The organism is Corallococcus sicarius, assembly GCF_003611735.1.
In the GTDB taxonomy this organism is placed as follows: Bacteria; Myxococcota; Myxococcia; order Myxococcales; family Myxococcaceae; genus Corallococcus; species Corallococcus sicarius.
This window is the reverse complement of sequence record NZ_RAWG01000110.1, coordinates 1-13,910: the sequence shown is the minus strand read 5'-3', so window position 1 is coordinate 13,910 and position 13,910 is coordinate 1. Positions and strand designations below refer to the sequence as shown.

Annotated in this window: 13 protein-coding genes and 1 pseudogene; 11 read left to right on the top strand and 3 right to left on the bottom strand. The window is 70.3% G+C overall.

Annotated features, from left to right (window positions below; all coding sequences use genetic code 11):
* The first annotated feature begins 18 nt into the window (after positions 1-18).
* The 9 genes from D7X12_RS18620 to D7X12_RS45070 all read left to right on the top strand — a co-directional run bounded on the left by D7X12_RS18620 (position 19) and on the right by D7X12_RS45070 (position 8,315).
* Complete coding sequence (locus D7X12_RS18620) at positions 19-360, top strand: hypothetical protein (protein WP_120626614.1); 342 nt, start codon at positions 19-21, stop codon at positions 358-360.
* Entirely contained in the window at positions 360-569 is a 210-nt protein-coding gene (locus D7X12_RS18615; protein ID WP_120615345.1) for a hypothetical protein, read from the top strand. Before D7X12_RS18620 ends, D7X12_RS18615 begins: the two co-directional genes overlap by 1 nt.
* Complete coding sequence (locus D7X12_RS18610) at positions 566-1,753, top strand: phage baseplate assembly protein V (protein ID WP_120626613.1); 1,188 nt, start codon at positions 566-568, stop codon at positions 1,751-1,753. Before D7X12_RS18615 ends, D7X12_RS18610 begins: the two co-directional genes overlap by 4 nt.
* A gap of 4 nt (positions 1,754-1,757) precedes the next feature.
* The gene (locus D7X12_RS42465) at positions 1,758-1,952 is read left to right on the top strand and encodes a hypothetical protein (protein WP_147443715.1); all 195 of its coding nucleotides are present in this window, start codon (positions 1,758-1,760) and stop codon (positions 1,950-1,952) included.
* The gene (locus D7X12_RS18605) at positions 1,921-3,516 is read left to right on the top strand and encodes a hypothetical protein (protein ID WP_120626612.1); all 1,596 of its coding nucleotides are present in this window, start codon (positions 1,921-1,923) and stop codon (positions 3,514-3,516) included. Before D7X12_RS42465 ends, D7X12_RS18605 begins: the two co-directional genes overlap by 32 nt.
* The gene (locus D7X12_RS18600) at positions 3,513-5,684 is read left to right on the top strand and encodes a hypothetical protein (RefSeq protein WP_120626611.1); all 2,172 of its coding nucleotides are present in this window, start codon (positions 3,513-3,515) and stop codon (positions 5,682-5,684) included. The genes D7X12_RS18605 and D7X12_RS18600 overlap by 4 nt, the downstream gene beginning before the upstream one ends.
* Positions 5,685-6,930: 1,246 nt before the next feature.
* Complete coding sequence (locus D7X12_RS18595; protein ID WP_120626610.1) at positions 6,931-7,662, top strand: hypothetical protein; 732 nt, start codon at positions 6,931-6,933, stop codon at positions 7,660-7,662.
* A 31-nt stretch (positions 7,663-7,693) separates the two neighbouring features.
* Positions 7,694-7,915 (top strand): hypothetical protein, encoded by a 222-nt coding sequence (locus D7X12_RS18590; protein ID WP_120626609.1) that lies wholly within the window; start codon positions 7,694-7,696, stop codon positions 7,913-7,915.
* Positions 7,845-8,315: an RCC1-like domain-containing protein gene (locus D7X12_RS45070; RefSeq protein ID WP_120626619.1), complete on the top strand. Its 471-nt coding sequence runs from the start codon at positions 7,845-7,847 to the stop codon at positions 8,313-8,315. Before D7X12_RS18590 ends, D7X12_RS45070 begins: the two co-directional genes overlap by 71 nt.
* Positions 8,316-8,580: 265 nt before the next feature.
* Here D7X12_RS45070 and D7X12_RS45375 read toward each other — a convergent pair.
* Positions 8,581-8,712 (bottom strand): annotated as a pseudogene (locus tag D7X12_RS45375) (response regulator); the annotation flags it as partial.
* A 287-nt stretch (positions 8,713-8,999) separates the two neighbouring features.
* Here D7X12_RS45375 and D7X12_RS18575 point away from each other — a divergent pair.
* The gene (locus tag D7X12_RS18575; RefSeq protein WP_244224628.1) at positions 9,000-9,602 is read left to right on the top strand and encodes an RNA polymerase sigma factor; all 603 of its coding nucleotides are present in this window, start codon (positions 9,000-9,002) and stop codon (positions 9,600-9,602) included.
* Between the two features lie 14 nt (positions 9,603-9,616).
* Here the strand turns inward: D7X12_RS18575 and D7X12_RS18570 are convergent, their stop codons facing one another.
* Complete coding sequence (locus D7X12_RS18570; protein WP_158620072.1) at positions 9,617-10,816, bottom strand: low temperature requirement protein A; 1,200 nt, start codon at positions 10,814-10,816, stop codon at positions 9,617-9,619.
* A gap of 144 nt (positions 10,817-10,960) precedes the next feature.
* Between D7X12_RS18570 and D7X12_RS18565 the strand changes: the two genes are divergently transcribed.
* Positions 10,961-13,414, top strand: coding sequence for an alpha-amylase family glycosyl hydrolase (locus D7X12_RS18565; RefSeq protein ID WP_120626606.1), 2,454 nt, complete (start codon positions 10,961-10,963; stop codon positions 13,412-13,414).
* A 67-nt stretch (positions 13,415-13,481) separates the two neighbouring features.
* On the opposite strand, the gene D7X12_RS18560 is transcribed toward D7X12_RS18565, so the two are convergent.
* The coding region (locus D7X12_RS18560) for a thiamine pyrophosphate-dependent enzyme (RefSeq protein WP_244224627.1) at positions 13,482-13,910 on the bottom strand (429 nt) is incomplete at its 5' end.

Genomic DNA, 13,910 nt, shown 5'->3' with positions numbered 1-13,910 from the left:
GCGCGAGGAACCCCCACCATGCCTGATGCCTTCGCCCTCAGTGGCCGTGTCGCCCTCCAGCGTGAAGCGCTGCCCGAAGTCACCCTCTCCACCACGCCGGATGCGCTGGACGCGAAGGCCGCGACGCTGGAGAAGCTCGCCAGCACGCAGGTGAAGCTGGAGCTGGACCTGGCGGTGCTCCAGGCGATGGACGTGCGCATCTCCCGCCTGCCGCCCGTGCCGACCGCGCCGGTGACGCTCCAGGACCTGGTGCGCGCCGCACGCCGCAAGCTCGCCGCCGAGCGGCAGCGCGAGGTGGGGGCCTGGGTGGACACGCGCTCGAAGCTGGCCACGCGGCTGGTGCAGGCGTTGGAGGACTGATGCGCAAGCTGCTCGAGGCCAGCATGGGGCAGCGCTGCTACCTCTTCACCACGCTCGGCCAGGTGTACGTGGGCCTGGTGGTGGAGCTCATCGATGACGTCGTCCACCTCACGGGGCCGGACGGCACCACGCCTGTGTACATCAACCTCTCGGATGTCTCCGGCGTGCGCCAGTACGACGAGGACAATGATTTGGGGAGCGCGCGATGATTGAACAACTCCTGCAACAGCTCATCGAACGGACGGAGAGCCGCTACTTCGGCAAGTACCGCGGCTACGTCACGAACGTGCAGGACCCGCTGAACCTGGGGCGCATCCAGTGCGTGGTGCCCCGGCTGATGAGCGACGTCGCCACCGGCTGGGCCATGCCGTGCACGCCCTACGCGGGCCCCGACCAGGGCCTCTTCGTGGTGCCGGACGTGGGCGCCGGCGTCTGGGTGGAGTTCGAGGCAGGCGACCTGTCCCAGCCCATCTGGAGCGGCATGTGGTGGGGCGAGCCGAAGCTCTCCGACCTGGGCCAGCCGGACTCCACCGCGCGCGTGGCGCCGGACGGCAGCGAGGTGCCCAAGCATGACTACCCGCCGCAGACGGCGGTGCCGGGCGTGCGGATGCTCAAGTCCGCCACGGGCCACTACATCGTCCTGGACGACCGGCCGGAGTCCGCGCGCGTGGAGATCCACGACCGGCAGGGCAACCGCATCATCCTGTCGGCGGAGGGGCTGGATCAGCTCATCAGCAACGAGCGCACGGTGAACGAGGGCAACCGCTCCGCGGAGGTGGACGGCGATGATCGGCTGGAGGTGGCGGGGCTCCAGGATGAGACGGTGGATGGCAGCCACACGCGCACCGTGGGCGGGGACGTGACGCTGAAGGTGACGGGCTCGCTGACGGAGAAGGTGGAGGTGGCGGGGTACTCGCGCGTGGTGGGGGGATCGGGCCTGAAGGAGATAGTGGGAGGCCCGCGCGAGGACCGCATCCAGGGCGGCCACACGCGCATCGTGTCCGGCGCGTCGCAGGAGACGGCGGTGGGCGGCTATGGCGTGACGTCCGGCGGCAACGCGCAGATCGCCGCGGGCAAGGCGGTGAAGATCGCCGCGACGATGCCGGACATCCCGGGCCCTTCGCTCAACGCCATCTCCATCGACGCGCTGATGGGCAACGTGTCCATCAACACGATGCTGGGCATGTGCCAGGTGGGCGGCATCTCCGCGGTGTCGCCGATGGTGCTGGGGGACGGGCTGGCCATCCACTTCACGATGCTGGCGCAGATCCTCAAGGCGGTGAACCCGATGACGGTGGCCGCGTACGGGCCGCTGCTGGACGTGTGGGCCGCGATGACGCCGATGCTGGACTGGTCCTACTTCGGCTTCGTCAAGCGCATGCCGATCGGGTGACGCGATGAAGGCACCTGACTGGAGTCCCCTGGACGCATCCGTGTTGAGGGAGCGGCTGGAAGAGGTGAAGGCCCTGCTGCTCCAGGCGGCGGCGGTGGGCGTGGCGCAGGACGCCGACCGGCTGGAGAAGATGCTGGAGCTGGAGCAACGCACCCGGGAGGACGCGCGTGGCCGACCCCACCGACGCCGCTTTCGCTGAACTCCACAGCGCGCTGGAGGTGTGCTGCAAGGAGCTGGCGCAAGCCCTGGACGAGGCCGAGGGCGGCGACGGCACCGGCACGTCGGGCGGGGCGGCGGGGGGCCCGTCCTGGAGGCCGCTGGTGCTCGCGGCGCCACCGGGGTTGGAGCAGCTGGTCGGCATCGTCCAGCCGCCGCTCCAGGTCATCATCGCGGTGCTCCAGTTCGTGCAGGCGCTGCTCCAGGCGCTGGCGGCCATCCTGCTGGGGCTGGCGGATCCGTTCCGGGCGCTCATCCTCGCGGCCTACGCGCTGCTCAAGGACATCATCGACGACCTGCTCAACGCGGGCGCGTCCCTCTACGCGGACGCGCCGGGCATCGGCCCCACGGAGACGAACCTCGTGGAGACGGGCTTCATCCCGGACCTGCCGAAGGACTTCAAGGCGGGCAACGCGCTGGAGCGTCCGCCGGTGACGCCGGATGCCTTCTCGCGTTGGGCGAGCCGCTTCACCGCGTCCTTCGATGATCCGGGCGACGACGCGCGCCCCACGGTGACGGACGGCGCGCCGGTGCAGGCGGTGTTCATCGTGATGGCGGCGCCGTCGCTGGACGCGCTCCGGCAGGCGCTCTACCTGATGGGCAAGCTGTTCAACATCAGCGCCTTCAAGAGGGCATTCGAGAAGTATCCCAAGGGTGCGTTGGATCCGCGCCGCAGCCGGGCGCGCGGCAGGTCGGTGAAGCCGGACTGGAAGTCGGCGCGCATGCGCGACCTGTTCCCGGACCTGGAGAAGCTCCTCATCCTCCCGGAGGCGCTCAAGTCGCTGCTCTTGTCCGTGGACAACCTCGCGGGGCTCATCAAGAGCCTGGCCAGCGCGATGCAGGACAAGGTGCAGGTGTTGATGAAGATGGCGCAGGCGGTGCAGGCCATCATCGACCTGCTGGACGCGCTCAAGTCCGCGGGCATGTACGCGCTGACGGTGTCCTCGCGGAGCGGCGTGGCGGGGCTGAAGCAGGCGTTCCTCACGGCGAAGAACCGGCCTCCGGGCGGCTACGTGGGCGGCATCTGCCTGCTGGCGTCGGGGCCCAACCTGGCGAAGGCCGCGCTGCTGTGGGAGCTGCTGGGCCTGTCCGCCGCGATGGAGCTGGCCGAAGGCAACCTCACGCTGGAGGACGTGGGGCAGCAGCTCGCGGACAGCAAGGTGCTGGAGGTCCTGGAGGCGAGCGGCAACGAGGTGAAGGACGCCTGGGGCAACCTCAAGACGGCGAGCCAGACGCAGGCGGACGCGTTCGTGGAGGCGCTGGAGGACGCGCCGGAGGGCTTCGCGGCGGCGGTGGGACGCACGCCCCAGGAGCTGGTGGAGGGCGCGCGCCGGGCACGCTCTGAGCTGGTGGAGGCGATGGAGCAGGCAAAGGGCCAGCTGCCCACGCTGAAGAACGTCGAGGCCGGCATCGCCGCGACGAAGCTGGCGCAGCGCCGGGGCAGTCGCTCCCTGGCGATGGGGTACGGCGGGCCTGGGCCGTCCGAGCGTGCACCGAGCCCCGCTCCGCCCGTCGCGGACACGCCGAAGAAAGGAAGCGGCCCGTGAGCGCGGTGAAGCGCCTGAGCATGGAGCTGGATGGCTGGCAGGCGGCCTGGAAGCAGCTGGACGCCTTCCTGGACCGGGTGGACGGCGTCGCGGAGCAGGACGCGCCGCACGTGCAGACGATGTGCGCGCTGTTGCCCGTGTTCAGCGTCATCGAGCGGGCCCGTGGTCGCGCGACGGGGCTCGCGCTGTCGCCGGCCCTGGCGAGTGCCCCCCGGGGTGAGGGGCTGCCCGCGCTGTCCGCCGCGTCGCTCGCGGGAGGGGAGGCGCGATTGCCGGGCGTGGAGGAGCTGGAGTTCGCGGTGGGCACCATCGGCGCGGACGGCGACGGGAAGCTCACGGGCAACGCGCTGCTCGCGGGCAGCGTGACGCTGTTCGCGTTCCGCGACGAGAAGCACGGGGGCGAGGTGGCAGTGCGCGTGCCCACGTATGACTTCGGGCCGCTGGTGGCGAGCGGCCTCGTGCCGGACGCCATCGACGCGGGGCTCTTCAGCACCGACCAGCGCCGTGACGCCGCGGAGAGCGGGATCGCGGAGATGAAGACGTGGAGCGCGCTGCGCACCGAGCGCCGGGACCAGTTGACGACCTCGGCGGAGACGGTCTCGTTGAGCAGTCAGTTCGATGCGTTGACGGTCGGCTCGTCCGCCAGCGACTTCGACGCGGTGGCGGTGGGGGCCTCGTCCCGCCAGAGCGAGTGTCAGTCGGACCGGAACGTGCTGCTCCAGGCGAAGACCACCGTGGAGGAGCAGGGCGCGGACGTGTCGCTGACGGAGGCGCTCCAGCGCGCGGCGGATTCACTGCAGGGACAGGCGACGGACTACGGCACGGTGGCCACGGCGCTCCAGCCCCCGCGCACCGCCACGCAGTCCACGTCGGCGCTGAACTCGCTCAAGACGACGCTGCGCCGGGCGGACGCACCCGGAGTTCCCGGGCAGCTCTCCCTGGAGATGACGTTGCTGGACGTCGCGGCGGGGACGGGGATGGAAGAGGCGGTGGCGGCGCGGCTGGCGTACCCGGACGGCTCGCTGCGGATGCTGCGGACGCTGGAGTGGTCGCTGCGCTTCCACTGGGTGTTCCGCCAGCGATGGTTCGACGTGCGCAACCGCACCGCGCTGGCGCCGCTGTTGCGCCAGGTGTTGACGCCGTTCTGCGACAGCCTGACGCGGGTGCTCGCGGGGACGTCCACGGGGATTCCGTTGGTGGGCGCGGTGACGGTGGTGAAGGACACACCCACGCAGGCGACGGCGCTGTCGGTGTCGCCTGGTGCGGACCTGGGGAAGGTGCAGGCAGGGCATGTGGCGCATGTGAGAGGAGAGCGGCCCACGCTGGCGCTCGTCCTGGGCTGGGAGGTGAAGGGCGGGACACCTGGAGACAAGCGGCTGCGCATCGCGCCCCTGAATGTGTCCATCGCGGCGGACGCGAAGCTGCCGGGGGTGGCGGGAATGGTGCGGAGCGGGACGCCGGTGGACGGGAGCACGGTGTCGCTGAGCACGCAGGAGTTGCTGGAAGGGCGCGCGGCGGCGGGACCGCAGGCGGATGGCGTGGTGCAGGAGACCATCTCCCTGGGGACGAGGCTGGCGCTGGTGCTGGGGCAGGGCGGTGGTGCGCTGGGACTGGTGCCTCCGGCGGTGGCCGCGCCGTACCCGGGCAAGACGTTCGCGCTGGTGCCTCCGGTGGAGGTGGGCGCGACGCGGCTGTTCCTGGACGGGATGCCGCTGGAGAGCACGTCGGGTTCGACGAAGCCCGTGCCGGTCGCGCGTCCGGGGGAGTTGTTGCTGGTGCGCGGCGCGGACGACGAGGGCACCTGGTGGCAGGGCGTGGCGCAGGTGGACACGGTGGATGTGCGCACGGGCGCGGCGGCCCGAGCCGACGATGCGACGACGGTGACACCCACGCCGCTGTGCTGCGGGGACGATGAGGAGGTGGTGGTCATCACGCTCCGGGACCTGCAGTTGCCCAGGACGCTGGTGCGTGGCGTGACGCTGCGGCGCGACTTCCAGGGCTTCGGAGGCCCGAGCCTCGCCACCGGGGTGATGCTGCCCATCGAGCTGGATCCAGGGACGGCGAACGTGACCGTGCAGGACGGTGGCGTGACGAAGACGGTGCTGCGGGATCCGGAGCTGCGGGTCGCGGTTTCGGTGCTCAAGGGGTGGTTGGGAGGTCCGACATGAGTGAACCGCGCGATGACCTCTTCGCGGTGGCCGCGATGCTCACGGAGCTGGACCGGGTGCTCCACCCGCTGGAGCGAGGGGAGGGCGGCAGCTTCAAGGTCGAGCCGCCCCTCCCACCTCCGCTGCCGACGCCCACGTCGCAGGGGCGAGGAGAGGAGGGGGGCCGTGCAGCGAAGGCCGCGCCGCTCGCGTCGGCGCCCAGGTCCGCGCCGTCGTCGGCTCCACGCAATGCCGTGTCGAAGAGTGCCCCTGCGCTCATGCAGCCGCTTCAGGCCAGGAACCCATCTCAGACAATTCCTCCTGCGCGCACGCGTCGCCGTGTTCCGCGTCCGGAGTCGATGACGGCACGGATGCCGGAGGCTCAGAAGCCGCGTGAAGAGACGACCGACGTCCGCGACGTGAAGCAGGCACCAGCGCGCGGCCCCATTCCTGTCGACGGTGTTCCTGACGTGAGCAAGGAAGCAATCGGAGCGCCCCCATCACGGCATCCAGCCCAAGGGCGGGATCTCCCGCCTCCAACGCATGCCCGTCCGGATCCGACGGGGCCAGACGCGCGGGTGGTCGAAGCCCAGACGCTCATGGCCGAACTGGCAGAAGCACCACTGCCTCGGAGGAGGACCCGAGTGCCGCGCCCTTCCATCGAAGGAATCGAGAGGGATCCTGCACGTCGGCCTGCGCGCGCACGCGTGCCGGAAGAGGCCACGCGTCGCCATCGGGTTCCCAATTCTGTCTCTCGCGAACCGTTGGTGCGTCCTGTCGAGTCCGGTCCCTCTGCGGCCCCTGTGCCCCGTCAGCGAAGTCGGCGCCTCGCGCTGAGTGCCGACCTGCCGCTCGTGCCAGGCCCACGACCCACCCCGTCACTCCCGAGCAATCCACGCACTGGCGACCAGCCCGCACGACCCACGGCGAACGCATCACGGTCCCCTGCGCAGTCCCACCGGGAGGCGACGCTGGAGTCCCTGCCGGTTCCAGCCAGGCGCGCGGGTCGTCCCGCATTGGGACCGGTGCACATCGAAGTGAACACGCTGGTCCCACCTCCGCCACGAATCGAAGCGCCAACCGTGGATGTGCTGTTCGACGAAGAGCCGCAGTGGGCCGAAGTGCCGGAGCCCGAATTGGACACAGGCGCACGGGCCTTCTTCGTGAACGGACGTCGGGTCACGCGCGAGGACAAGCAAACACTCCAGCAAGCCGAGCAGCGATTGCGCAGACGGATGACAGGTCGGTCGCTCTGGCGGAGGCGAGGATGAGCGACCTTCCTCCCCGGCAGCGGTTGGGCCAGTTGCTGCGCTCGATGTCGAAGCACCTCCCGGGGCAGCTCGACGGCCTGCTGGAGCACGCACGTTTCAAGGACGGCGCCGCCGCGCTCCAGCGGCTGGCGGATCCCGTGCATCTGGAGAAGGCCCTGACCCGCATGTCCCCGGAAGAAGCCGGGTGGCTCGCGGACGTGCTGAGCGAGCGCTGGAGCTGGCTCGCGGAAATCCAACTGGAACCAGAGGTGGCCATCGTCGCACCGGACGAAATCTGGCTCGGCGCGGAGCCGGTGCGGATGGTGTTGTCGCTCGCGGCGGTGGGGCTGGATGAAGGCTTTGAAGCGCTCTGGGAGGGCGCGGTGCTGCCAGGAGCCCCATCCCCCCGGGCCACGCTCCTGGCGAAGCCGCCCGAAGGCAACGCGCCCGAAGTGGCCCGCGTCCGCGCCCACGTCCGGGCGAGCGTGAAGGGCCAGCGCTGCGTGCTCATCGCGCAAGCGCAGGTCGCGCTGCGAAGGCCCTCGGTGGTGGTGAGTGATGACCGACGTCGGCTGGTGGCACAGGACCAGGCAGGACGTCCCGCGGTGGGGTGCCGCCTGGAAGTGGGCACGGAACTGCATCTCACCGGAGCAGGAGGACTGGTGGAGCTGCAAGTCCCGGCCTCGCCCGGCCTGCCCCTGAAGTTGGAAGGCATCCCCGCAGGACGCATCCCAGGTCCGCGCCCATGAAGCTCACGGTGTCTGTCGAAGGAGCCACCCCATGAAGACGATGAGCCCGCAGACCCGGCGCACGGCGGAGCGCAAGCCGGCCACGACCCGTCCCGTCGCGCCCATCCAGCAGCCGACCACCGCCGCGTCACCGCGCGCCCAGCTGGGAAGCGCGCCCGCGACCGCGATGAAGTCCGCGGCCGGTGCCAGCTTCAAGGCCAAGGGCGCCCCCAAGCTGCCCCCGGGCCCCACCGTCCGGATGCCGAAGAAGTAGACCTCCGAAGCGCTCCTGCTCAGCGCTTGGAGCGACCGGACGACGGCTGGAACAACGCTCGCTGCCGCAACGCTCCCAGCGCTTCCAGGGTCGGAGCCACCTGGCGGACCTCGGCCATCACTGCGCCTGCGGCAATCAGCGCATCACCCGACAAACCTTCGCCATATCCCAGAGCGGCGTACAGGGACGTCGAGGCCACCTCGCTGGCTCAGTTGCTTGCCTTGGCGAAGGTGCCCGCCCCACCTCCGCCGGCGCTCCAGACAATTCCCACGCGCACCACGGGACGGGTGATTCAACGGACTGCGGCAGGGACCACGGTGTTGCCGTGCAGCAGGACGGCACCGTGTGGGCCTGGGGCAAGAACGCCGCCCCCGTGCAGGTGCGGGGCTTCGGAGAGTAGCTGGAGCATCGGGTGGATGCCGGCGCCCACACCGGACGGCCGAGAGCGGCTGGGAAGCGCGGTGCAACTGTTGCTGGAGGCCCGCCGAAGGGGGACAGACCTGCTGCGTCCGCTGCCGCGTGGTGTCCAGCGTCCGCGTCACCACCTCCTCGAACCGTTCCAGATCGCCGGACTTGGGGAGGAAGGCCACGACACCGGGCGCGTGGGGATTGCCGGAGGAGCTGTGCATGATGATGGGGAGGTCCCGGAGCTCCTGCTCCCGGACGAGCTCGCCACACAGTTCCACGCCGTTCATGCGCGGCATCATCCAGTCCGTCACCACCAGATCAGGATGCCGCCGCCGGGCCACCTCCAGGGCCTGCAGGCCGTCGCTCGCTCGAAGGACGCTATGACCCATCGACTCGAGAAGGTCGGAATAGACATCAAGGACTTCGACTTCATCATCAACGAGGAGAATGGTGATCATGGCGGGATCTTCCTTTCGCGAGGAGACGGTCTGAATCGCGCGCCATCCCTCTCTCTTCAGTAGACCCCGGCCCCCCTCACTGTGATGAACGGCGAGCAGCAGGCTCAAGGACGTCCTGGAGCACGTCACAAAGGCGCGCCCGGCACTCCGTCTCCATCTTCTTGAGAAGGATTGAGAGAAGAAGGGGACCTGACGTGCAAATAGATGAAAGAAACCGCTTGGAAGACGAGCTTCACGCGCTTTGCGTTCGAGGCGAGTACAACCGCGCCGTCGAACAGGCGCTGCTCGGCTACGGGCCTGAGCTTCGCCGGCTCATGGGCGCCATCCTCCGGGACGAGACCCAGGCCCAGGAGGCCTTCGGCCTCTTCTGTGAGTCCCTCCTCAAGGGGCTGCCGGATTTCCGGTGGGAGAGCTCCTTCCGGACCTGGTCGCAGCGCATGGCGCGCAACGTCTGCTTCAAGGTGCTGAACGCGCCCGCCGTGCGGCACCGGCACGTCAGCCTGTCCGCCATCTCCGCGCGCTCCGCGCCGCGGCGCTCCACCACGAGCCCCTGGCAGCGCAGCACCGTCAAGGACCGCTTCCGCGCGCTTTACGAGCGGCTGGATCCCGAACAGCAGAAGCTCCTGGTGCTCCGGGTGGATCAGAAGCTCTCCTGGCCGGAGGTGGTGCGGGCGATGTCGGACTCCGACGAGTCGATGACGAGCGAGCAGCGGGCCCGCAAGGCGACGGCGCTGCGCCAGCAGTTCCAGCGGCTCAAGGCCCAGTTGCGCGCCCTGGCCATCGAGGAAGGGCTCATCGCGCTCTCGGAAACCCGCGCCTAGCGGGAGGCCCCTGCTCATTCCAGCCCCCGCCGTGCGTGCGCTCGCCTCTGGTGGTGCGCGACGAGCTGGAAGGCGGCAAGCGCGCCCGCACCCCCGGTCAGCAGGAAGGGGGAGAGCCGGTCACCACCGAGGCCGATGAGCAGCATCGTTCCCGATGCCACCAGCAGCATCCCGGGCCGGGGGGCGCGCCGCGGCTGCTGGTCGGGCGAGCACGCCGTGGTGCGCTGGATGACCGCGAACGCGGCGAAGCAGCTGGCGGTGGCGGAGCAGAAGAGCCACCGCGCAGCGGCACTGACGGGCTCCCCAGGTGGGGTCGCGATGAGCATCTCCGCGCCCGCCCCGCTCGCCGTCAGGCCCATCATCAGGAGGAGGTGGGTGTACACCCAGGCATGTGCCGAGCGCCGCCCCGGGTTGACGGTGGCGTGCTTCACGTTGTCGAAGTAGAGCCACCCCATCGCGAAGGCGAAGACGAAGGACAGCACGGCGGTCAGCACGGAGGTGGCAGCCCAGTGCTGTCCAGCCACGCCGCCCACCACCGCGGCCACCGACTCGCCCAGCACGATGATGGTGAACAGGCCGAAGCGCTCGGGCATGTGCGACGAACTCAGCGGCAGCGCCCCCTGCAGGGGGCGGGCGGTCAGCGGGGTGAGCAGGTCGATGGCGATGCCGGCCGCCCAGAGGCAGAAGCGCAGCGGGGGCGGGACGAAGACCGAGGCGAGCCACGGCAGCAGCGCGAGCGAGAAGCCCGCCATGTACCGGGCCGCCAGGGGCCGCGCCTCCGGGATGTGCCGCCAGGCTCGCGCGTAGAGGAGGATGAGCAGCAGCCGCAGCCCGCAGTAGGCCAGCGCCAGGCCGGGCGCGTTGACGCCCACCCCGTCGTGGATCTGCACGGCGAGCGCTGCCACCCCCAGCATCTGGAGGGCGAGCAGCAGCCTGTCGGCGGTGTCATCCGCGTCGAACCGGTCCTCGTAGATGGTGACGCCAATCCACGACCACCACACGAGGACGAAGAGGCCCGCGAAGGCGGCGGCGCCCGGAAGCGTCGGGTCCTGCTTCAGCTCATGCGCGACCCGCGCGATGGCCACGACATACACCACGTCGAAGAAGAGCTCGGTCCAGGTGGCCCGGCGCTCCTGATGATGCTCGCTCTCGATGGAGCGGAGCGTGGGGCCCTTGGGGAGGGCAGGCAGTGGGGGCTCTGCTCGTGGATGCACCAGTCACCTCCGGGTGGCGCCTCCATGGAGCTTCGCGACAGGCGTTGTGATGGACGGCGTGCGGACCGCGCGGGGCGCCATCACGCCTCCGGGACAGCGGCTCCATGGGCTCTGCCACTCCTTCCTCCAGACAAGGGAACTCGCATGCCCACCTCCGTCCAGTTCGAATACCGCACGGGATTGAAACGAGAAGTCTTTCGAAATGTCCGCCTCACCGGGAGCTGGGACGCGCGGGGACGCGCCTCCGACACCTGGTCGGTCATCCTCATGGAGCCGGCCATCGCGGAGGATGGCTGCCCCTGCTTCCGCGCCACCCTCTCCTTTGACAGCTCCGAGGTGGGAAAATGCTTCCTGTGGGGCGTCCGCGTGGACGGGCCCGGTGGGGAGGACCTGTGGGGCATCCCGGCCGAACTCCGCGATCCCGTCGCGCCCGAGCCGGTGCGCGGCTTCGTGCTCCGCTCCGAGCCCTCGTGCGAGCGCTACTTCCTCACGCAGGGCCGCCGCCTCGGCGCCCAGAAGCACTTCGCCCCGGGAGCGGCCCGGCCGCTGGCGCGCTTCGCGGTCTGGGCTCCCAATGCAAGGCAGGTCGAGGTGGTGTTCGGCACGCAGGAGGGCGGCTACATCGCCGATGACGGGACGGGCCTGTCGCCCACGCTCCCGGTGCTGCCCATGGTCCGCAAGGAGGGGGGCGTCTGGGAGACGTCCCCGGAGGGCCCTGGCGCCCTGGAGTTCGAGCGGCTCCGCTTCCAGCCCTACATGTTCAGGGTCACCAGGGCGGACGGACAGGTCGTCTACAGGACCGACCTCTACTCGCGCTGCCAGCTGGGACGGGGGACCTCCAATCCCCGGGGCAGGCCCTCCGCGGGGAGCCGGCTGGAGGTGAACGCCACCGTGAGCTGCTCCGTGGTGGTGGACCCCGACACGGTGACGACACACTTCTCCGAGCCGCGCTGGCCCGAGCAGGAGTTCCTCCCGGAGGAGGAGTTCTGGCGCGACGAGTTCCGCCCCGGGCGGCCCGTGCCCACGCGCGTGGAGGACCTGGTCCTCTACGAGCTGCACGTCGGAGCGCTCGGCTTCGGGAAGGACGGGGCGGGCACCCTGGCGGACGCGGTGGCGCTGCTCGACCACCTGGAGGCGCTCGGCGTCAACGCCGTCGAGCTGCTCCCGATGTCCGAGTTCGGCGGCCTGCCGAACTGGGGGTACGCCACCACGCACTACTTCGCGATTGAATACGCGGGCGGCGGGCGCGACCAGCTCAAGCACTTCGTGCGCGAGTGCCACCGCCGCGGAATCGCTGTCATCATGGACGTCGTCTACAATCACTACCACCCGGACGCCGACCGGGCGCAGTGGATGTATGACTCCAACGCGCACCCGGACAACCTCTACTACTGGTACGAGGGCCGCCCCGAGCACTACCCCGACTACGAGCGGGCGGCGGCGCAGCCCGGCGCGACGGCCACGCCAGGGCACGGTGGGTACATCGACAACCAGTCAACGGGGTACGCCCCCCGCTTCCACGAGGAGATGGTCCGCGCGCTCTTCACCAGCAGCGCCGTCTGCCTGATGGAGGAGTTCCACATCGACGGGTTCCGCGTGGACCAGACGACGTGCATCCACAGCTACAACGTCCTCCACGCCAACGGGCAGCCGGCCTCCCGGACGAACATCGCCGGGGCGCGGTTCCTCCGGGAGTGGTGCCGCACCCTGCGCCTCATCCGCCCGGGGGTGATGCTCATGGCGGAGGACCACTCCGGCTGGGATTCGGTGACCACCCCGGTGTCGGAGGGCGGCCTGGGCTTCGACGCCGCGTGGTACGCCGACTTCTACCACCACCTCATTGGCGGCCCGACGCGGGGGATGGAGTTCGCCAAGCTGCTCTGGACCTCCGGCAGGGGCGGGGGCGAGCCGCTGGCCATGGGCACCTTCGCCGACGTGCTGGCGCGAACGGGGCAGAAGAAGGTCGTCTACCACGAGTCCCACGACGAGGCCGGCAATGGGGAGGGGACGCGGCGGACGCTCGTGCTCGCCGCCAACGCGGCCCAGCTCCAGGGCGACGTGCTCCGGGCCGCGGAAGCGCGCTGCCGGACCGTCTTCGGCCTCTCCGTGCTCGCGGCGGGCACGCCCCTGTTCCTCATGGGGGAGGAGGTCGGCGCCGCCAATGACTACCGGTATGACACCTTCGTGAGCCAGCGGGAGGATCTCCTGGGGCTGCGCGAGGGGAGGGGACAGCACCTCTTCCGGTACTACCAGGAACTCATCCGTCTGCGATTGGGCCAGGCCGCGCTGCGGTCGCGCGACCTCGAGGTGCTCGTCGTGCACGACGTCAACCGCGTCCTCGCCTTCCGCCGCTGGAGCGGGGCGGAGGAGTTCCTCGTGGTCGCGAGCCTCAACGACGCGCCGTTCTCCCAGGGCCATGAACTCGTGAGCCCCCGGCTCGGCGCGGGCGCCTGGAAGGAGGTCTTCAACAGCGACGCGGAGCCGTATGGGGGGAGCAACGTCGGCAACCTCGGGGCGACGCTCCTCCCGTCGGGAGACGCGCTGAGGGTCGTCCTCCCCGCGCGGGGCATTGTCGTCTTCCAGCGGCTGGCTCGCTGAAACGACAGGGGCCAGGACCGGTCTCCCCGGTCCTGGCCCCGCTTTTCATCTGTGTTTCACACGGGGCTCACTGCCCGCAGCGGCGGTCCACGCTCGGGGCCGCGGGCGCGTGCGGGAGCACCCAGTCGATGAGGAACGGGCCCGAGGCCGACAGGGCCAGGTCGAGCGCGGGACCGATCTCCTGCTCCGTGCTCACCCGGACGGCGGGCACTCCCAGCGAGCGCGCGAGCTCCACGAAGTGGAGTGCCGGACGGGACAGGTCGAAGGAGCTGGGGAACGGGTGCTCGGGGATGCCGCGCTCCTTCCAGTACTCGAGGAGGTTGAGGTCGAGCAGCCGGTAGCCCCCGTTGTTGCACACCACGAACTTCGCGCCGATGCCGTGGCGCGCCGCCGTCCAGAGGGCCTGGATGGTGTACATGCTCCCGCCATCCCCGGTGAAGCCGATGACGGTCTTGTCCGGGTGGGCCAGCTTCACCCCCAGCGCCCCGGGGATCCC